This is a genomic window from Ruegeria sp. B1 (assembly GCF_056535885.1).
On record NZ_JBQFJA010000002.1, the window covers coordinates 61,023 to 80,834 of the forward strand.

The 19,812-nt window shown below is 54.6% G+C and carries 12 protein-coding genes and 10 pseudogenes; 9 read left to right on the top strand and 13 right to left on the bottom strand.

Annotated elements, in window-relative coordinates; all coding sequences use genetic code 11:
• Positions 1-53 precede the first annotated feature (53 nt).
• Positions 54-713 carry a S8 family serine peptidase gene (locus ACR3ES_RS22870; protein WP_480426317.1) on the top strand — a complete coding sequence of 220 codons (660 nt, stop codon included), beginning with the start codon at positions 54-56 and terminating at the stop codon, positions 711-713.
• On the opposite strand, the gene ACR3ES_RS22875 is transcribed toward ACR3ES_RS22870, so the two are convergent.
• Positions 673-2,024 (bottom strand): IS3 family transposase gene (locus ACR3ES_RS22875; protein WP_480425682.1). Its coding sequence is split into 2 segments (ribosomal slippage): positions 673-1,688 and positions 1,688-2,024, totalling 1,353 coding nucleotides; the frame shifts between segments, so codons are not numbered across the junction. The genes ACR3ES_RS22870 and ACR3ES_RS22875 overlap by 41 nt on opposite strands.
• A gap of 73 nt (positions 2,025-2,097) precedes the next feature.
• Between ACR3ES_RS22875 and ACR3ES_RS22880 the strand changes: the two are divergent.
• Positions 2,098-3,095 (top strand): annotated as a pseudogene (locus ACR3ES_RS22880) (IS110 family RNA-guided transposase).
• 571 nt (positions 3,096-3,666) lie between these two features.
• On the opposite strand, the pseudogene ACR3ES_RS22885 reads toward ACR3ES_RS22880, so the two are convergent.
• From ACR3ES_RS22885 to ACR3ES_RS22895, 3 genes and pseudogenes are all read right to left on the bottom strand, one after another.
• Positions 3,667-4,831: pseudogene (locus ACR3ES_RS22885) on the bottom strand (IS110 family RNA-guided transposase).
• 205 nt (positions 4,832-5,036) lie between these two features.
• Positions 5,037-5,738, bottom strand: coding sequence for an IS6 family transposase (locus ACR3ES_RS22890; RefSeq protein ID WP_480425681.1), 702 nt, complete (start codon positions 5,736-5,738; stop codon positions 5,037-5,039).
• A gap of 927 nt (positions 5,739-6,665) precedes the next feature.
• Positions 6,666-6,933: pseudogene (locus ACR3ES_RS22895) on the bottom strand (integrase core domain-containing protein); the annotation flags it as partial.
• 43 nt (positions 6,934-6,976) lie between these two features.
• On the opposite strand from ACR3ES_RS22895, the pseudogene ACR3ES_RS22900 reads away from it, so the two are divergent.
• Positions 6,977-8,388, top strand: a pseudogene (locus ACR3ES_RS22900) (IS30 family transposase).
• A gap of 7 nt (positions 8,389-8,395) precedes the next feature.
• Here the strand turns inward: ACR3ES_RS22900 and ACR3ES_RS22905 are convergent.
• Positions 8,396-8,923: pseudogene (locus ACR3ES_RS22905) on the bottom strand (transposase); the annotation flags it as partial.
• 100 nt (positions 8,924-9,023) lie between these two features.
• On the opposite strand from ACR3ES_RS22905, the pseudogene ACR3ES_RS22910 reads away from it, so the two are divergent.
• Together ACR3ES_RS22910 and ACR3ES_RS22915 are read left to right on the top strand one after the other, a co-directional pair.
• Positions 9,024-9,702 (top strand): annotated as a pseudogene (locus tag ACR3ES_RS22910) (IS6 family transposase).
• A gap of 127 nt (positions 9,703-9,829) precedes the next feature.
• Positions 9,830-10,626: pseudogene (locus ACR3ES_RS22915) on the top strand (IS5 family transposase).
• Positions 10,627-10,672: 46 nt separating this feature from the next.
• Here ACR3ES_RS22915 and ACR3ES_RS22920 read toward each other — a convergent pair.
• A complete protein-coding gene (locus ACR3ES_RS22920; RefSeq protein ID WP_480634780.1) occupies positions 10,673-11,071 on the bottom strand; it encodes a hypothetical protein in 399 nt (132 codons plus the stop codon).
• 116 nt (positions 11,072-11,187) lie between these two features.
• On the opposite strand from ACR3ES_RS22920, the pseudogene ACR3ES_RS22925 reads away from it, so the two are divergent.
• Positions 11,188-12,304: pseudogene (locus ACR3ES_RS22925) on the top strand (IS3 family transposase).
• Positions 12,305-13,675: 1,371 nt separating this feature from the next.
• On the opposite strand, the gene ACR3ES_RS22930 reads toward ACR3ES_RS22925, so the two are convergent.
• The 5 genes from ACR3ES_RS22930 to ACR3ES_RS22950 all read right to left on the bottom strand — a co-directional run bounded on the left by ACR3ES_RS22930 (position 13,676) and on the right by ACR3ES_RS22950 (position 16,004).
• Positions 13,676-14,068 carry a hypothetical protein gene (locus tag ACR3ES_RS22930; protein ID WP_480634781.1) on the bottom strand — a complete coding sequence of 131 codons (393 nt, stop codon included), beginning with the start codon at positions 14,066-14,068 and terminating at the stop codon, positions 13,676-13,678.
• Positions 14,069-14,133: 65 nt separating this feature from the next.
• Positions 14,134-14,880 carry a recombinase zinc ribbon domain-containing protein gene (locus ACR3ES_RS22935; RefSeq protein ID WP_480425678.1) on the bottom strand — a complete coding sequence of 249 codons (747 nt, stop codon included), beginning with the start codon at positions 14,878-14,880 and terminating at the stop codon, positions 14,134-14,136.
• Complete coding sequence (locus ACR3ES_RS22940) at positions 14,838-15,110, bottom strand: recombinase family protein (protein WP_480425676.1); 273 nt, start codon at positions 15,108-15,110, stop codon at positions 14,838-14,840. Before ACR3ES_RS22940 ends, ACR3ES_RS22935 begins: the two co-directional genes overlap by 43 nt.
• 30 nt (positions 15,111-15,140) lie before the next feature.
• Positions 15,141-15,785 carry a recombinase family protein gene (locus ACR3ES_RS22945; protein WP_480426318.1) on the bottom strand — a complete coding sequence of 215 codons (645 nt, stop codon included), beginning with the start codon at positions 15,783-15,785 and terminating at the stop codon, positions 15,141-15,143.
• 33 nt (positions 15,786-15,818) lie between these two features.
• On the bottom strand, positions 15,819-16,004 hold the full coding sequence (locus tag ACR3ES_RS22950) for a hypothetical protein (RefSeq protein WP_170438193.1): 186 nt from the start codon (positions 16,002-16,004) through the stop codon (positions 15,819-15,821).
• Between the two features lie 357 nt (positions 16,005-16,361).
• On the opposite strand from ACR3ES_RS22950, the gene ACR3ES_RS22955 reads away from it, so the two are divergent.
• Complete coding sequence (locus ACR3ES_RS22955; RefSeq protein WP_480425675.1) at positions 16,362-16,667, top strand: hypothetical protein; 306 nt, start codon at positions 16,362-16,364, stop codon at positions 16,665-16,667.
• Between the two features lie 158 nt (positions 16,668-16,825).
• On the opposite strand, the gene ACR3ES_RS22960 is transcribed toward ACR3ES_RS22955, so the two are convergent.
• Complete coding sequence (locus ACR3ES_RS22960) at positions 16,826-17,449, bottom strand: DUF3800 domain-containing protein (RefSeq protein WP_170438191.1); 624 nt, start codon at positions 17,447-17,449, stop codon at positions 16,826-16,828.
• A gap of 311 nt (positions 17,450-17,760) precedes the next feature.
• On the opposite strand from ACR3ES_RS22960, the gene ACR3ES_RS22965 reads away from it, so the two are divergent.
• Both ACR3ES_RS22965 and ACR3ES_RS22970 read left to right on the top strand, forming a co-directional pair.
• Complete coding sequence (locus ACR3ES_RS22965; RefSeq protein WP_170438189.1) at positions 17,761-18,489, top strand: hypothetical protein; 729 nt, start codon at positions 17,761-17,763, stop codon at positions 18,487-18,489.
• A 290-nt stretch (positions 18,490-18,779) separates the two neighbouring features.
• A pseudogene (locus tag ACR3ES_RS22970) lies at positions 18,780-19,219 on the top strand (transposase); the annotation flags it as partial.
• Here the strand turns inward: ACR3ES_RS22970 and ACR3ES_RS22975 are convergent.
• Positions 19,204-19,674: pseudogene (locus ACR3ES_RS22975) on the bottom strand (IS110 family transposase); the annotation flags it as partial. The pseudogenes ACR3ES_RS22970 and ACR3ES_RS22975 overlap by 16 nt on opposite strands.
• Positions 19,675-19,812 lie beyond the last annotated feature (138 nt).

Here is a 19,812-nt window from a genome sequence, read left to right on the forward strand (position 1 = left end):
AAGGCGCACGAGGACAAGGCATAAAGATTGCAATCCTGGATACTGGAATCCATATCAATCATCCAGACTTCGCGGGTAAAATCGACACTGAATACAGCTACTCTTTTTCCAGAAGCTCCACAGATATTTCGGACAGCGGCACTCATGGCACCCACGTTGCCGGTATCGCTGCCGGCAGGAAAGACGGTCGAGGCACGTATGGCGTTGCCTTTGAATCTGAGCTTCTCATACTCCAAGGAATTGGTCATTTGTCTGCTTCCATACACCGCTCAATCGAGGCTAAAGCGGACGTCATAAACCACAGCTGGGCTACTGTCTATATTGATCATAATGATGATATCGTAGGTACCAAACTAATCACTGAGTTTACAGATCCAAATCTGTCTTCGGAGCAAAATATCACCCGGCTCAAAACTGAGCTCGGATCCGCAACCATCCAAGCCTTAAAAGATGCCAAATCCGCTGACTTGGTGAGCGTTTTTGCCGCAGGAAACACCAGCGAGGCCCAAGTCTCACACTTTGCAGGCATTCCGGTTGTCCTGCCCGAGTATAAGGACCACATCATCGCCGTCGTCGCTGTCGATAGATTCGGAGAAATTGTCCGTCGTCAGGAGTTTTGGGCCAGTTGGCAATCTGACCTAAGAGAGGATCTGGCTCATCCGGTTCGCGTAATTATGCGGCGGATTTGCGGTGAAGCAAGCGCCGCGTTTTGATTGTCTTTCGTTTGATCCTTTCTCGTTGTCTCAGAATGGTTTGGCCTCGTCCGAAGTAGACGTCAGCGGGCGTGAGGTTTTGCAGGCTCTCGTGGTAGCGACGGTGATTGTAATGCTCGACGAAAGCGTCAATCTGCTGCGTGAGATCGCCAGGTAGATAGTAGTTTTCTAATAAGATGCGGTTCTTGAGGGTCTGATGCCAGCGCTCAATCTTGCCTTGGGTTTGCGGATGATATGGCGCACCACGCACGTGATCCATTTGCTGATCTTCCAGCCAATCGGCCAACTCTCCGGAAATGTAGCTGGACCCGTTGTCGCTGAGCGGACGCGGTTTGTGCAGCACAGTTGCCTGATCACAGCCCGACGCCTGTAGCGCCTGGTCCAGCGTGGCTGTCACATCCTCAGTCTTCATCGTCGTACAAAGCTTCCAGGCGATGATGTATCGGCTGTAATCGTCCAGGATCGTGCTGAGATAGAACCATCCCCAGCCGATCACCTTCAGATAGGTAAAGTCCGTCTGCCAGAGCTGGTTCGGCCGTGTCGTCTTGTCGTGGAACTCATCTTCTGCTGACAAAACCACATAGGCCGGGCTGGTGATCAGATCGTAAGACTTGAGGATGCGGTAGACCGAAGCCTCTGACACAAAGTACTTTTCTGTGTCGGTGAAGCGAACAGCCAACTCACGCGGGGAAAGCTCACTTTCCTTCAGAGCCAGATCTTTGATCTTCTCGCGCACTGGCGTGGGAATGCGGTTCCAGACCCGTGACGGCGTGGGTCTACGATCTTCAAGCGCCTCGGGGCCGCCGACGAGATATCGGTCGTACCAGCGATAGAAGGTGGTCTTCGGAATGCCCAGCTTCTCCAAAGTGCGCTTGGTCGGGAGATGCGAACCTTCGACGAGGCGGATGACTTCCAGTTTTTCGGATGCGGGATAACTCATTCGTCGTCGTCCCCATCCGCGACCATGCTTTTTTTGAGCAACCGCAGTTCAAGAGCCTGTTCGGCAACCACTTCCTTCAGATCACGGGCTTCCCATCTCAGATCCTTCACTTCGGTGGAAGTTGCCGCGCGGGCCGTGTCGCCTGCCAGACGTTTCTTGCCGGCTTCCAGGAATTCCTTGGACCAGCTGTAGTAGAGGCTCTGCGCGATGCCTTCACGGCGGCAGAGCTCTGCAATGCTGTCCTCGCCTTTTAGGCCGTCCAGCACGATCCTGATCTTCTCTTCTGCGGAGTACTGTTTGCGGGTCGCACGGCGAATGTCCTTTACGACCTTCTCACCGTGGCTCTGCTTGGTTCCGGGTTTCTTTCTCATCTTATGGAATGGACGCCCTTGCACCGATGCCGATAGTTTTCGGCAGACGTATCAAGCAGAAGGAGTTCACAGAATGCAGTTACTTGCGATTGATTTAGGCAAACAGTCGTTTCACATCCACGGAATCACCAATGAGGGCGAGGTAATCTCGAAGAAGGTGACCAGATCAAAACTCGCCGCTGCCGTTCAGGAGTATTCCCGGAAACAGTCGCCATGGAGGCTTGTGCCAGCGCTCATCACTGGGGCAGACAGTTTGAGGCGCAAGGCTATGCCGTGCGCCTCGTTCATCCGCGGTTCGTAATGCCGTTTGTCAAAGGCTCCAAGAACGACGCTGTTGATGCCGAGGCGATCTATGAGGCCGCACTGCGCCCGACTATGCGATTTGTCCCAGTGAAGACGACGGAGCAACAGGATTTGCAGATGCTGCATCGAACACGTGATCGTCTCATCACACAACGGACCGGATTGATTAATCACATTCGGGGCCTTCTGGGGGAGTATGGCGTTGTCATTCCAGTCGGTGCCTTTCGGTTCCGAAAGGATATCAGAAACGCCGTCGCTGAGGCCAAGTTGTCAGCGCTGGCAACGGAAAACTTCAACGCACTTATCGCCGAATTCGAAGCGTTGGACAAACACGTCGCTGAGCTCGACCGTAAGCTAATCGCGATCTGCCGGACCGATGAGCGGTGCAAACGTCTTGCAACCCTCCCCGGCGTCGGGCCTGTGATCGCCACCGCCTTGATCGCTGCCGTTGATGACGGTCGACACTTTTCGTCTGGCCGGGCACTCGCGGCATGGATAGGCTTGGTTCCCAGACAATATACGACGGGCGGCAAGCCCCGGCTTGGTGGCATAGGCAAACGAGGCAACCAATACCTGCGGCGCCAGCTCATCCACGGCGCCCGGTCCGTCCTGATCAGGATCGCCAATCGTGATGATCAACGCGCGAGATGGGCGCAGGGCTTGCTGGCACGCGCAGGTCACAACAAAACGCTCGTGGCTATCGCCAACAAGACAGCACGCATTGCCTGGGCGATTTTGCGGAGCGGAGAAGGCTACAAAGCGGCGTAGCGGGCAGCCCGGAAAGTACTGGCGCTCTAAGAATGCGAGGTGACGAGACGATGGTGTAACGGCAGGGGCCGCAATTCACAGCCTGTAAGGAGTGGTGGCCAGGAAAGGCCGGTCATCTTGGAAGGCACTGAAACCAGCGGATCCCATCGAGGCCAGGAGCAAAGATGCTTCAATCAAAGGCCGGATAGATTCACGCATCCAATGCCGTCAACATCATCACAAAAAACACCTTGCGCAGGGGGCGTCCATAGATCCACTCCTTGGCGGTTACGATGAGCCAGAAACCCTCTCTTATCAAATCAACCTAAACTGTCCCATTGGCGCTGACGTCAGACAGTAGGGGGCGAAATCCCCCTCTCATGAGCGATTTTAGTTTTCTCGGCACGATGAGACTACCCCACTGGTGCAGGATGGTTAAAGTTTGTAGCCTGTGCAGGCGCTGAAGATGGTAGGCCGAACCGATGGTTGTCATTCTCTCATCCGCGGGTTTGATACCGCCTGACCAAATTCGATGCGGGGTGACCTCTCTCTAAGACCGGATGTTTGTCCCAAAGGGGGACCGAGGATTTCCCTATCCATGGCTTCCATCTCCAGCGCACTGCGCAGGCAGCTTGGACAACCGGTCAGGTGGCCAGGGGCGTCTTTTTGGCGCAATATCCCAGATAAACCCAGCCAGTTCTCGGGCGACTGCTGCCAATACGCAGGGCCGCGGTTTACCTGTCTGGCTCAAAGTACGATACCGTTTGCAAAGCCGGGTCTGGGCTTTCCAACCGATATCCTTGATGTGCTGTGGCAGATGCGCGGAACGTTTAAGATACGGATACCCTTCCTTGGTTGGATGACGGTATGACTACCCGGCTTCGACTAACATGGTGCGCGCCAGTGCATTGCCCGCCTTGGTCAATCGTCCCCTCCTGACCGTACTACCGCTGGAATGCTCGCTTGGAACGAGGCCTAGCCAGGACATGAGCTGACGGGGATTTTCGAACCGCGTGATATCGCCAATCTCGGCGACAACGGTCGCAGCGATGGTTGTGTTTACACCGCGCAAGGCGCGCAGGGCGTCTACCACTGGTGTAAAGTGCCGACCCGGGATTGCTGTTTCAATCGCTTGGTCCAACGTCGCAACCCGTTCCTCAGCTTGGTCAACGGCGCGTTTCATTTCCTCGAAGACCAACTGCTGATGGGGGAAGGGGAACCGCCGCAGCTCTGCTAGCCAACGACGGTGACGCTGCGTCCAGTATTTCCCACTTTCATATTGCAGGCCATGGCGCAGAAGAAAGCTGAGCAACTGCTGTTTGGCGATCTTTACCGCATCCATGGCCTGTTTGCGTGTGCGGATGAGATCCCGCATGGCTTCCTCTTCCTCATCGGGTGTCCAGATCGGGGTCAGCTCTCCGGCACGCCAAAGTCGTGCCAGCATCTCGGCATCCCGTCGATCAGCCTTCACCCGATCCCCGACCTTGCGCGGGATCATTGCAGGCGAGACTACCGCGCATTCGAAGCCTAGCTTCACCAAGTGCCGATGCAGACCATAGCCGCATGGGCCAGCTTCATAGCAAAACGATGGCATGTGCCCGTTCTTCACTAACGCCTTAGTCAATCGCAAAACAGCATTAGCCGAGTTGGCAATGATCCCGTGGAATCTGATCTCACCTTTTGCGCCCATCCTCAGCAACGGCCACTGCAATAGTATCCATGTGGACATCCAGCCCCACAAAAAGCGTTTTGTTCATTCGCGTGTTTCCTCCGCCGAACAAATCACGGGCACTGCGCTCGCCGCAAACGCTCATCTGGTCTAGGGATCTCGACTTCTAAACACCGCCGTTCGCTGCGCAGGCAATGAACACGAAAGATGCGGGAGAACCTGCCGTTCGCAACGATCATCGGGGTGTTGTCACGTCAACCCGTGATCCACATAGAGATTCTGGTTTTCGGATTTCAAGCGGCCTGTGTGGCAGCATTCCAAGCGTCAAATGCCTCGAGGCGGTGATTTCGGATTGTTAAGGCGGAGCGGCAGCGAGCTGGGACGCTGAAACAATTGCGGATTGCTGAATGAGTCGCCACGAACCTCTGGAACCCTCTAGAAGAGCGATGGCCCTGCATCGTCCGTTCGCGCTTTCGGAAAGGGAGCTGGCTGTTCTCGGCGCAATTTTTCAAGCCCTTGTGCGACCAATGATCCAACCCCGGCGCCACCTCACGCTTGGCGGCACCATATGAACGAAGTTTGTCCGTGATGATCCGCTTGGGAATGAAACCAAGACGCTTTATCAGGCGGCGCAATAGCCGTTTTGCCGCCCGTTTGTCCCGTTTCGATTGGAGGATTTCGTCCAATACCACGCCATGCTGATCGACTGCGCGCCAAAACCAATACTTACGACCTGAGATTCTCACGACAACTTCATCCAGATGCCAGATAACACCTGGGCGGTCCTGCCTCTGCCGCAGGTTTCGAGCTATCGCCGGCCCGAATTTGATCACCCAACGCCGGACAGTTTCGTAAGACACATCGATCCCGCGCTGTAAAAGCATCTCTTCAACTTCCCGCAGGCTCAGATTAAAGCGAAGGTACAGCCACACCACGTGCGCGATGATCTGAGGTGGAAACCGGTGGCGCTTGTAAATGATCGACGTTGAATTCATCGCAGTCACCTACGTCCAACTGTCAGCATGAGCAACCAAACGACAGTTAACGTGACAACACCCCAAAAAGGGGTAGGTCGCACGATATCATATGTCTATTCAAATATAGGGTAAAGGTATTTCCCAGGACAGCAAGCTAGCTCTACTATTCGGTGTGGAACGAATTGATTGGTCCTCGAGTGCTCGATCAAAAATTGTCAATTTTCGAAATAAATTCAGCCTGTTGCTTGCAGGGTGATCTTTTCGGACAATACAGGTCATCGGCGCCTTGTTTCTAGTTGAGGCTTTAACAACGCATATGGGTGATGCCAATGTCAATGCCCGCATTTATACCAACCAATTGAGTGCCTTAAAGCTATGAGTGTGATGCGCATTGAAGAGGCCTTTTTTGAAATCACATTCACTGCGGACCGTGCAGGTAAAGTAAAGCATATTGTCAAACGACCCTGCGAAGAGACCGCATTGGACCGCATCAGGGCGGCTTATCCTGGCCAAACCCTGGCGATCCATAACATCCGGAAACACGTTTGGGTGCGCGACACCAATTCCGTACGTCCTGATCGGCTGAAGGCCACTCCCCAAAACACGAGAAAGTAAGAGAAGACTTCTTCTGTAATGGGGCGGCCTCGTGCCAATGGGTTTCAGGCAAGCTTCAGGTTATGGCCGGGCACTTCTCTTTCCGCCAAGTCCAAGTTTCAGAGTCAAAGGGCTTTCTTTGGCTTTTTCAGTTGCGACGTTCACTTACAGTTCACAGGGTATTTCCGTTGCCAGACTTCTTTCTTCTGTCCGTAGTCAGTGCGTAACTGCCACTCTATGCCTGGTTCAAATTTGGTCCCGGGCGCCTATCTTTTCCTCATTGACGAGGCACGGATACGTGATCACCTCGGGGTGGACTTGTACCGTTTTTGTGCCGCTCCAAGTGCTCGTTTAAGCGACTTTCTGTCCGAAGGCGGCCGGGCTTTTCCAACCCAAGGCCGAGTGCTGACGGCGCGGATTGTAGAAGGATTTACTTGAAGATGGCCACCTCTGGTTCGCGCCTTGTCGGCCACGACCTGCGACAGATCAGTTCTGCCTTGATGGTTTTGAAGAAGGTCTCGACCGCTGCGTTGCCGTAGCAATTCCCGGTTCCGCTCATCGACGCCTGGAACCCATAGTGGCGCAGGATCTTCTGGTAGTCATGAGAACAGTATTGGGCGGATTCAACCGGTCGTCGCAACACCTCGCTGATGGGGGTGTAGATGACAAAAACAGGCAGACAAGAGTCTGAACGTTCGACCTGCGACAAATTGAACTCTCCAGGAAGGCCGCCAGTCTGGCAAAGTGAGAATCTATGCCTGTTCTGGCGTGCGGTTGCAGAGGGGCTATCGAGCGAGGATGCAGCCGTTGAAACAGGTATCTCTGCGCCCGTCGGAACACGCGATGGTTTCGGAGTTCTGGTGGAATGCCTCCCACACATCTTGCGCCATCGGCGCTCTTACCGAAGAACCGTAGCCTTTCCTTCGCAGAACGTAAGGAAATAGCTTTGGAGTGCGCGAGGAGCACAAGTGTCCGTGCCATCGCCCGGAAGCTTAAGAGATCGCCCGGCACGATCTCCCGAGAGATCAGGCGTAATTCGGCGACCCGGGGCGGAGATTTCGACTACCGTGCGATCAACGCGCAATGGCATGCTGATCGTACGGCTAAGCGGCCAAAATCGAGCAAGCTTGCGCTCAATCCCGCCCTGCGCGACTACGTGCAGGATCGGTTGTCTGGCCTCATCGCCACACCAGACGGCATCGCCTTCGATGGGCCTGTTGTGTTATGGAAAGGGCGGCGGGCGGTTCACTGGCAAAGCCTTCGCTGGTCGTCTGCCTGGAGCCCGGAACAGATCTCGCAAAGGCTGAAGGTGGACTTCCCAGAGGATACGACGATGTGCATCAGCCACGAAGCCATTTATTAGGCGCTCGATATTCAGGGGCGTGGTGCGTTGAAGCCAGAGCTCTCCGCGTGTCTACGGTCCGGTCGTGCTCTCAGATTGCCGTGCAAACGCGGACGCAATCGGGGCAAATCCTTCCTCACTGATGCGTTGATGATCAGCGATCGTCCGGCAGAGATCAGCGACAGAGCGGTTCCGGGCCATTGGGAGGGGGACCTCATTCTCGGCCTCGGTAGCTCTGCGATCGGTACGTTGGTCGAACGCACGACCCGCTTCACCATGCTCCTGCACCTGCCACGCATGAAGGGTCACGGGACAGGCAAACCAATCAAGAATGGGCCGGCCCTCGCCGGTCACGGCGCCGAAGCCGTTTGCGATGCCATCGCCGAGACGATCAGCAGCCTGCTTGCTCCACTGCGTCGCTCGCTGACCTGGGACCAAGGTGCAGAGATGGCCCAACACGCGCAACTACGGGTTGTTACCGGTCTCGAGATCTACTTCTGCGACCTTCAAAGCCTCTGGCAGCGTGGCAGCAATGAGAACACCAACGGTTTGCTCCGCCAGTACTTCCCAAAGGGCACGGATCTCAGCCAGCATGGTGCTGACGCGTTGAGCGCCGTCGCCCACGCGCTGAACACTCGCCCTCGCAAAACACTGAGTTGGCATACACCGGCAGAAACTCTCGACCGGTTGCTCAAAAAGGATATGATCGAAGATGTTGCGACGACCGGTTGAATCCGCCTTGGCTGCCACGATCAGTGCGATGAATGCAGCCCTTCGGCGGCTGTCGCAGAGCGATGGCCATGTTCAGTGCTCGGGTCGCCAGATCGCGCTTCGTGCGATTGCTGACAGCCCAGTCGATTACGCGCCGGGAGTGCAGGTCCAAGATCACTGCGAGAGACAACCATCCCTCTCGGATCCACACATAACTGATTTCACCAGCCCATTTTTGATTAAGTCGCTCCGCTTGGAGGTTCCGGCTCAGCAGGTTCGGCGCGATGTTGAAGGCGTGGTTACTGTCAGTCGTTAGCTTGTGTTTCTTCAACCTTTCAACACGAATGCCATTCTCTCGCCGAAGTTGTTCATTCTCACGGGCAAGATCAAAGTCATTGTCGGAGACAACATCCTTGTCGCGGTGCACCAAAATCCACTTATCCAGTGTCGATAGGTCAACACCCAGATCAGATGCCACCTGCTTGCGTGTCAGTTCGCTAGTCAGCGCAATCCGTACCGTATCATCGCGGAACTCGTCCGTCCGTTTCAGCCCCATAGTTCGTCTCCTTTGCCGCAATAAATGCTATCAAAGGAGCGGCATCAAACCGTGATATGTCGAAAAGATATCTGACACTACCTATGGTTCATGTACGAAAATGCCGCGCCTGATGGGATTTCGTTTTCCGCGTGAGATCATCGCTTATGCTGTCTGGGTTTACCATCGCTTTGCACTCAGCACTGCGAATGTTGAATATCTGCTCGCGAAACGCGGCGTGACGGTCAGTCGGGAAACGATCAGACAATGGGTCAACCGCTTTGGTGGCCATTTCGCGAACTGCATCAGGCGAAACCGACAAGTGGCATTTGGACGAAGTGATCATCCCGATCGCCGGTCGGAAATGCTGGCTGTGGCAAGCAGCGGATGCGAACGGAGATACTCTTGATATCCTCATCCAATCACGGCGGAGTGCCAAGGCAGCCCGGCGCTTTCTGAAGCGGCTGATTTCGCAATTCGGTGAACCTCGTGTCGTGATCACGGATAAGTTGCGAAGCTATTTCAAGCCGATCCGCAATCTTGCGCCGGATGCGGAACACCGAGCACACAAAGGGTTGAAAAATCGGATCAAAGGGTCACATTGACCCACTCGAAAGCGTGAAAAGCTCATAGGACGCTTCAAGTCGCTAAGGCAGACGCAAAGGTTCTTTTCTGCTCAAGACCAGATCAACACCATCTCTCGATCCCGTTGCGATCAACTCGCTACCGTCTCATACCGTCACGCCAGAACCGATGCTTTCGGCCTCTGGAACGGCCGCGCACTCGAAATGATCGCCTGATAGACGCAGACCAGACAGCCATCAGCCGCGTGTAAACAAGTTGGCAATGCCTAGGTTCTGGACCCATTAATTTGGTTGCCGCGATCTCAGCTGCGTGATTCAAGCCCCTGAGTTTCAGGGGGTGCTAATGAGCAATCTATTCTGGCTGACTGACGAACAGATGGAGCGTCTTCAGCCTTTCTTTCCGAAGAGCCATGGCAAGCCGAGGGTTGATGATCGGCGTGCTCTGAGTGGGATTATTTTGATCAATCGCAATGGGTTGAGGTGGTCCGGTGCGCCCCGTGAGTATGGGCCGCCAAAGACGCTGTACAACCGCTGGAAACGGTGGAGTGATATGGGTGTGTTCGCTCGCATCATGACCGGGCTGGCTGCGGAAGGAACCGATCATAAGACCATCATGATTGACGCTACCTACCTCAAAGCGCACCGCACAGCCTCCAGCCTGCGGTTGAAAAAAGGGGGTGCGGCAGGCTGATCCACTGACCGGCAGGCGCATCCAAAGGATGCTGCCGAGAGGGGGCGAACCAAGGGCGGCATGAATACGAAGTTGCACGCCATTACTGACGGCATCGGACGTCCGATCCGCTTCTTCATATCTGCGGGCAGGTCAGCGATTACACGGGGGCCAGAGCCTTGGTGAACAATCTTCCATCGGCTGACTGGCTGCTGGGAGATCGTGGCTATGACGCGGACTGGTTTCGCGAGGCCCTGATAGACAAGGGACTAAAGCTCTGTATCCCAGGTCGGAAGTCACGCGACAAACCTCTCCGATACGACAAACGTCGCTACAAACGACGCAACAGGATCGAGATTATGTTCGGACGCCTCAAGGACTGGCGGCGTGTCGCAACCCGCTATGACAGATCTCCCAAGGTCTTCCTGTCGGTCATCGCTCTCGCGGCTAACGTCCTATTCTGGCTGTAAATCAATGAGTCTGGAGCCTAAACCATCCCCTATCCAGCCAATTGACCTAAAAATTGAAGAGGGCTTCTATCTTGAAGCTTTGGTTTTGGACAAGATAGCCGAGTCCACTATAGTGGACTCGATCTAAGAAGATGCCCTCAATCGAATGTCCCAGACCCACCTTAACCAAAATTGTATCTTTTTCGGCGGAAGCGTCGGCTACGGTAAAGACATTGCCATGGACAAAGCGCCCGATCTTAACCGAATCCAAACCACCAAGAGTGCGACGCCAGCCGAAGCTGCCGTTGCGCAGGACTGCGTCACTGCTGCGATCTATAATCAAACCATACCTGGTTAAACCATAACTTGTTGGAAGTTGCGGTCCCTTAGAAACCTCAAACGCATCGCCGCTTTTCCACCAAAAAAGATTGGTAACGACATCCAAGGCTTTCCCATCAGAACTCAACAATATCTTGCTGTTATGGTATTCGAGTTTCCAGAAGCCATCGAAAGTACTACCACTCCTGTGTCTTGGCCCCCTAAAACTGTGCCACAGTTGGCTTAGTTTTGGAGACGGGATTGATGGCGCGGAAACGGTATTCGGACGAAGATATTCTGCGGCTTTTGCGCGAGATTGAGCTGGGCCTGGCATCTGGTTCGGATGTCGCGACGGCGTGCAGAACGGCTGGTGTCAGTGATGCGACCTATTACACATGGCGCAAGCGGTTTGGTGGGATGGGACGATCTGAGATGGCCAATCTGAAGGCGCTGCAGAAAGAGAATGATCGGCTCAAGAAAATCGTGGCTGAGCTTGAACTGGACAAACTCATTCTCAAGGAGAGCCTTGATTATCTAAAGCCAAAGGCCTGACGGCAGACCAGCTTCGTCAGGCCGTGGTCCACACCCGACAAAAGCTGGCAACCTCTGAACGGCGCACCTGTCGCGTGATTGGATTGGCGCGGAGCACGCTGCAATACCGCGCAGCGCCAAAGGATGATGAGGCGTTACGTCTGGCGATGATCCGATTGGCCAAACGGTATGGGCGCTACGGCTACCGCAAGGTCGCCGAGCTGCTGCGTGTCGAAGGCTGGGCAGTCAATCATAAAAGATCGAACGACTATGGCGCGAAGAAGGCTTGCAGCTCCCACAACGGCACAAGAAACGCAAACGGCTGTACCACAAGGACAGCTCGATCATCCGGCTCCGACCGCAACATCCCAATCACATCTGGAGCATTGACTTTGTCCACGACAAGCTGAGCAACGGACAGAGCTACAAGATGCTGACGGTGCTGGATGAGTATACCCGTGAGGCGCTCTGCGTAGCGGTCAAGCCGAAGATGAACAGCGCAGACGTGCTGGATGCGCTCTACCCACTCTTATTGCGGCACGGGAAGCCCGAACACATCCGTTCCGACAACGGCGCGGAGTTCATCGCAACGGCCCTGCAGACCTGGTTAAGAAAGGTGGGCATTAAGCCGATCCAAATCTACCCGGGATCACCTTGGGAGAATGGATACAACGAGCGCTTCAATGGCACTCTGCGCCGGGAAGTCCTCAACGCAGAATGGTTCCACACCACCAAACAGGCTCAGATCGTCATCAATACCTGGCTTAGACAGTACAATCGTGTCAGACCCCATCAGGCTCTAAACATGCGACCGCCCGTTCCAGAAACCTTGCTCAAAACTGGCCCATAGAATTGGGGCTGGACATCAGAATGGAACAGATTGCTGTCAGCGCGGTCAATTGCATTGAAGCGCTGCGACGGATGCGGACGATCAATTGTAGAGCCGCCCGGACGGCAACAAATAGACTGAATTCTTGGCGACTATTGGCCATTTTTGATAGCGAACTCGGGCAGAATTTTCTGTTAAAACTTATACGCATAATATTAGATATCCCCTACAAAAATCAGACACCGGTAAACAACGATCCAACTTAAACTTGAAACGCCACAGTGCAGAAACAGTTGCGCTCATTCCCCATCACTAAATCTCACTATTCGGATTGACATCCCCCCCCTGGGGGAGGGGGGGGATGAGTGAGTGGCGGGTGGACGTAAAGAAAATCCCTTCCAACGCGCCGGTACCCAAAGTTTAGGACTGGGTCGCTGAATTGAGAAATATCGATATACTATACATTGATAGACATTGGATATCGCTTAGCTTTGTCTCCAGAAAGGCGAAGTTAGACGACAGGGCGCTAATTCGTGGCAGGTCAAACTCTGGGTTTGGACATTTTGGGGTTGCGTAACGCGGCTAGAGAAAAATCCCCATCCACACCGCGTCACGCTGTAACAAAGGGAGCATGTTTAGGTTTCGGCCATATTGGGATTGAAAGCCAATACTGATGCACTAGTAAAGAATAGCCTTTAACTATCGCTGATAGGCATTCCGAAAGCCTGCCTAAACGTCTGGCGACCGGTTCTCATGGGCCAGAGGGGTATGTTGGCCTGGAGGCAGCAACAAGTAATGCCACCTCCGGTTCTTTTAGGCCTCATTCGGCTGCAATCACGTCTGGCTTGTCCATAGCGTAGCCTGATTGGATTGCAGTGAGAACGCGCAACACCTGGTCCTCTGACTCCGCCGGTAGAAACACGCGTAACTAGTACTGGTGGATCTCGGTGAAACAACCCAGTGACTTAAGCCAGGGCAGGCTGTCTTTCGAAGCTATGGAGAGTTCCAACCGTTGTTATCCGGCGACGCGGCGGCGTTTCAGGTTGAACCCACGTCCCAGATCGACCGCGCGATCCGTATCCATCACGATCCGTCCCCAACCCCTTGAATGTGCTTTTTTTCGTGTGGTATTTATTATCTTTATGTTTCAATCGCTTATGCGAGTGCATTTTTGACCGAGACGCCTGCTCTGCACACGTGCGCCGCCCTTCCGGGCCTTATGTCTCCAGAGACGGATTTTGGGAGCGCGGACAGGTTTTATAGGGAGTTTCGTTTTTTGGTGGATCGCCAAGTGGCACCCGAATCAAGAACGCACGCAGCCGCCCCGCGACGGGCTGGATGGGTTCAGAGATTGTGATGGCTTGCCTGGACCGGGCATTGCGGACCAAAGACCTAAAGGCCTAGCATCTGCTCCTGCGCGCCCCGATCGAGTGGCAGCTTCATGCGGAGCAGTTTCAAGGTGGTGAGATCTTCGGGCTGGGTGCCGTCCATGATGGCTTTCTGGATGTTGGGAGACAGGGTTGCCAGCACCAACCGGGTGCGGATGTAGGAACTGGATGCCATGTTGGCCTTGGCCAGTTCGGTCACGGAAGTCCCGTCTTTCATGGCCTGCACCCAAAGATGGGCTCTGGCGAGAGTGCGCTGCAGCGTTTGATCCGGGTCCGGTTGACGTTTCCCCATAATCAGTTTGGTTTCGACACCCCGGCGCTTGCAGGCAAACGGGCGTGTGAAGGTGAGGTGATCCACCGCCGTGTCAGGAACAGCGCTAGCAAGCACCGTTGCCAACGCAGTGGGGTCAATCTGCAGCCTTATCTGCCCCAGGGATATGCGCGCGTGGCTCAAGAGGGTGCTTAACCGTGCGTGCGCTGCCCGGTCGCCTTTGGCGACAGCTGGCGGACGGCCTCAACAACATCCGGCGGTGTTGCATTGCGCTGTCTGCGGCGGCGCTTTGGCAGGCGGATTTCCGTATGGGCGCCACCGGCCCAATGAACTAGCAAAACGATCTCGGAGGCATTATCATCAAGGTCTGCCACCACTTCTCGGATCACCGTGCGGACGATGCGCTTCTTAATCTTGGCATCGGTGACCGGCGCGAACCAGACGTGTTCGAGATCGGCTCCAAGGGTCGCCAAGTCTACCTCCGGCAGCGTAGTCCTGTTCGGGCTGAGCGCGTCATGGTGAACGATCTTGTTCTCGATCTCCTGAACCTGCTGAAGTGCCCGGTTCCACCGGGTTTCCAATTCGGCGGTCACGAGGCGGTTCTCGAGGTCGGACGCATCATACTGCCGGAAGGCCCGGTCAGCTGCGTATTTAGCCGCCTCCAAGTCACGGCTGAGCGCATCGCGAACCTGATCCCGCTGACGCGCCGCTTGCTTGGCGGCCGCCTCTGCGGCAGCGATGGCGCCCGGGCCGACTATCTGCAGGAGCGCGTGTTCAATGGTATCATCAAACCGCAATCCGCCGAAAGCGATGCAACGCGTTTCGCCGTTGTCCAACAGGCCGCGCCAGCAGGAGTAACGCGGGATATTATGCTTCTTACCGGTGTAGCGAACCGTCAGCTTGCAGCCACAGCGCCGACAGCGCAGCAGCCCGGCCAAAAGGGCAGAGCCATGTTTAGCCGCGTGTGCCGGTTCTGAGGGACGTTGTCGCTGGCCATTTTACGGATCGCCTCTGCCCGTTCCCAACTTACATAGCCTTCATGCGCGCCCGGCTTCAATGCCAGCCGATCGGCGCGGTCTTTCCTGCGACTGGTCGATGCTCCGAACCCCGCCTCTGCCCGGGTTTTTCCATAGGCATAAGCCCCTGCATAGGCCGGATTGACGATCATGCGATGAATGGTGGCATATGTCGGCCGCCGCTATACCACCTCACCCTGTTTGCGCAAGCTAGGCAGTTCAAGGTTATGTTCGAGGAACCACAGGAGAGCCTGTCGCGCGCTCCCCAATTCCGCGACCTTGGCCAAGACCAGCGAAATGGCTTTTTGCACGCGGCGGTCCGGGCCCTTCTCAAGCCGGTCCCCAGCTTTTACGAATCCTACCGGGGCAGCGACGACAAGTTCGCCGCGCCGGGCTTTCTCCTGGCGAGTGGCAAGAGACTGTTGTCTGAGAAGGTCGAGTTCGTATTCGTTCAGGCTACCCTTCAGGCCCAAAAGCAGCCGGTCATTGCCATCGCGCGGCGCATAAACCATTTCCTGGTCGATCAGCACCGTATCGACGACGCGGCACATTTCTATGAGATGCTGCCAGTCCCGGCTGTTGCGTGCAAAGCGGGACACCTCGCGCGCGGCGACGGCGCCGATCTTACCGAGACAAACATCGGCGATCATCCGGTCAAACCCTTCCCGCATGACGCCCCCGGCGGCAGAACGACCGAGATCGTCATCCACGGTCTTGATACGGCTCCAGCCTAAATCCGACAGCCGCTCCCGCATCGCGTATTGCAAGGTGCTGCTTTCCCGGTTGTACAGGACCTGGTGGGCCGATGACTGGCGGACGTAAAGGATCGCCTTAGCTCCAAATGCTGCGGGCCAATCTTCTCATGCTTCATGATCATTCCCCTCTTCTGCCGCGCCTGCGTGTTCCGCTATCAGACGCGCCATCAACCGTGTCAGCGTTTGCCGCGTGTCGTCGGGGAGGCTCTGCCAAAGCGGACTTCGTGTCGCAGGCGTGGACAGGGTGTCCGGGGACAGTTGGAGTTGCGTCGTCGTCATTTTGCGCAACATGGGCCAACCTCCGAATCTCATGTTCAGAGTCCAATGCTGCGTCAACGCGCGATGGGGAGTCGGATTTATTGAACGACCCACCGTTGATATCCCAAACAAGCCCCGCAAGAGCCTTCAGAGCGTCCATGTCAACATGCGCCGTATTGACCCCACGGCAGGCGGTACAAGCGGCCCGGTCAAACATCCATATTGGGACTTCAAGAAGCCGGTCCGACCGGCGGCCAGTTAGATTGCACCTAAGCACGGCTTCGCAGGATTTACCGATCACCTCATGGACATAAACCGATCGGCCAAACCAAGGATGCCATCGATAAAGAACCTCGCGCCGGTCGGTAATGTGGGTGTTCTGGCGTTCTGTTGCACAACAACGTCAGACCGCACAGCGCTCTGGGATTTGATCCCAATCTCTTCCTATCGCGCTTTTCCAGCCACGAAAACGTATCCCTTGGAACGTCCATCGACTGGCGCAATACCGACGAAGCTGTTGCGAATGCCTTTTTCAAAGCTAAGGGGGTTGAGGATTACGACATGCAGGCCCAATCGGCCGTGGACGAGCTGCACCAGTTCGCCGCCGCCAAAATCAAGGAAGTCGCCCAGGAAATCAGCTACACACACGAGCAGACACTCTCGCGTGGGCATGAAGATGATGGGCATAGTTTGTAGCTACTTTTTGTCTTTTATTGGCAACTGCCGGCATTTTTTGTGGAAATCGTGTGAGCCGCAGTTTATATATGAGTTGTGAAGTCGCTCTGCTGCACTGAACTGTCTCCGTATGGTGTGCGTTCCATGGGTTCACATGGATAGGTCAGCAGGGCGCACCCTTATCTGAATTCCCAAACGTCGTTGATGCAACCTGACCTTTCGAGCATGTTACGCCATTTAGCACCGTCGCGGCGGATGTCTGAATATGAACGCGCGATAGCTCCCGCGCACATGTCAGCAAGTTGAACAAGCGGATCTTTATGGGAGGCTCGGAAATCGAACTTCCTGATAGTCCCCTTTGGAAGCTCGCGCCTCATATAACCAACAAGTTCTTTCCTGAACCGTCTATCGCCAGTTCCATCAAGAACGACCTTTGCCCCTGTAAGTAAGCCGCTATCATGTTCGAACATCATTTTCGTGAAGTAATTGTAGAACCGGCGGGGTTTGGTTCTTAGATGGTGTGAAGTGATCGCGTCTTTCTGCACAACGACGGAGCGGCATTGGAAGTCCCAGGCTGCAGCGGCTTCAAAGAAAACATCTCGTGAAACATCCCGTGTTTTTGAAAACTTCCACTCCGGCTTCACACGTTCAGTACCCATGAGAGCTGTAATCTCATCGCCCGCGTGTTTTGATGCCGCCGCGTCTTTGAACGCCACGACTGATAAAACAAAGACCTGTGATGAACCTTTGTCCAGTTTGAATCCTGGATCTCCTGATTCATCGATGAACGCCAATGCTCCCACTGCCCGTCATTCCTCCGTCTAGCCGTGATCTCGCTGGCCCAATCGCGTTTCGGCGATATTTGCTAAGTAAAGCTTTGCCACCTTGAAGTGAAGGTGGTGTTTTAAAGGTCTTTTTTGTTCGATCTGGTGCCGCAAACGCCTATAAAATCAGAATTTCGACAATCTCTCGGTATCAAGAAGTCGATTGCGTTTGAGTGCGGAAAAGGTAGGCAACAAGACTTACCTTTCTGAGCGTGCCTCCCAGATCTATCCAGAGTACATCGATACTGAGGTGACCCGTATTTTTCGAAAACTCGCCGAAGAGAACCACGTTGGAGCCTGATATTGGTTGTACTATTAAGGTGCTCAACCTGAGCGACAAGAACCATGAATTCCTTGATTTCCCATTTAACAGTGAAAGTAACGATATGATCGAAGCAATCTTCGGCTTGGTCGGCGTAGTAATCGGCGGCTTACTGACTATCGCTAAGGATAGCTTCGCAGCTCGGCGGCGGCGTAAAGAAGAGGGTTCATATTCGGCAATCCGTCTCATTTGCATTTTGAACGAGTTTGCCGATGATTGTGTCGATGTCGTGCAAGATGATGGTACCAGTGAGGGTGTACCCGCCGGACGAACGGAGAGCGGTGAAGAATACTACGTCGCACAAGTGCGGCAGCCTACCCCTCCGGTTTACCCCGATGATATTGCTTGGCGCAGTTTACCGGAAACGCTGATGCACCAAATTTTGGGTCTACCCAATAAGGCGAGAACAACAGATCGCTACATCGACGGTATATCCAAATACGTCGCGGACTGGCCTGACTACTCAGATTTTTTTGATGCGCGGCAGGAAGGGTATGCAAAGCTAGGCCATGAAGCGTTGAGCTTAGTTGAGCAGCTTGCAAAAAGATTTCACATCACTGCGACACACAAAGCCGAGTTTGGTGACGAATGGGACCCCAAGGAACTGTTGGCTGAAAAGATTTCACATTTTGAAGATCAGAGAGCTAAATCGAAACAGCGCACTAAACAGCAAGGTGAAAATCTGTTTCCGAATTAGGAAGTCATTATGAACTACGAGAAATTCCTTTCGTCCTCCACGTCGACGCAAAAACGGTCTCTGCAAACATCGCTGCAAAGGTTGTCTAATCAGGCGAAAGGTCCAGTAACCGTAGGTTCGCGACGCGCTGCGTAGAGAAGCAGTGATAGCGTTGCAACGCGACGAATCTACAATTTGTAGTAGTCGAGCGTTGAATCCTGCGACGACTATTCCCATTTGTAATAACCTGCCCCCCGAAACTTTCCTCGTTGTGATGTAGAGTTTGCTCAACCTCTTGAAGGAGCGAACGAATGCGAAAGAGCCGTTTCACGGAAGCCCAGATCATTGGGATGATCAAAGAACAGGAAGCCGGGATGCCGACTGCGGAGGTGTGCCGCAAGCACGGTCTCAGCCAGGGCACGTTTTACAAATACAAATCGAAGTATGGCGGCATGGAGGTGTCTGACGTCGCGAAGCTGAGAGCGATGGAGGACGAGAATGCCAAGCTCAAGCGGCTGCTGGCCGACGCCATGCTGGAAAACGTGGTGCTGAAGGATCTTTTGGGAAAGAACTGACGCCGCCGAATGAGCGGCGAGAGGCAGCGCGCAGGGCGATGCGGGATCATGATATCTCGCAACGCCGGGCCTGCCGACTTGTCGGTGTCGATCCGAAGACGGTCCGGCGTGAACGCCCGCCGGACAATCCCGAGATACGCAAGGAGATGAAGGCTGTCGCTGCCAGGACCAACCGGAACATCCTTGCAGCGTCGGATGCTGGCGTAATTGGCAGACCCACAGAGGATTTGGCTGTCTGATAAATGTCTGCAAGCAAACGTTCTTTTGAGACTTTGCGCCCAACAACCTCCCGGGCGTCGGCAATGAAAGCCTCTTGGCTCATTGCTGAGATAAAGTGCGGTGAAGGATAGCGTTCGAGAGAGGCAAAGAACCAATCGCTGCGCGAGCTGCGATGAAAGCGTTCTGCCTCGGGCCAATATAGCGGCAGATAATGGGTCAGGATGCGATGCCACAACTCGGTCTTCGAACGCGAGACGATGTCGTGCGTCTTTGACAGTTCCTGCAGATCGTTTGTGCCGCACAGCATTGGGTCGTGATAGAACTGCTCGTTCCCGATCTGCATCATGTGCAGGATGACTTGTGCATCCTTTGGGTCGTTCTTATCCCAACTGTTGTTCAAGGCTTCACGGGTGACCATGTCGCCGGATTTCATGTAGATCTGATCAAATTGCCGTATCGGTTGTGGTCGGTTTTGAACCACGTCCGAGACAGCATTCATTGCTTTCCTGAGGTCGATTTCGCTCATCGGCCGTCCCCAAATCTAAGTCCT

What these genes read in the sequence shown, in the direction of transcription:
- ACR3ES_RS22890 (WP_480425681.1), bottom strand. Translation starts at nt 5,738, where the DNA reads ATGAATTCAACGTCGATCATTTACAAGCGCCACCGGTTTCCACCTCAG.
- ACR3ES_RS22950 (WP_170438193.1), bottom strand. Translation starts at nt 16,004, where the DNA reads ATGTTGCGCAAAATGACGACGACGCAACTCCAACTGTCCCCGGACACC.
- ACR3ES_RS22940 (WP_480425676.1), bottom strand. Translation starts at nt 15,110, where the DNA reads ATGATCGTCAATCCGGCCTATGCAGGGGCTTATGCCTATGGAAAAACC.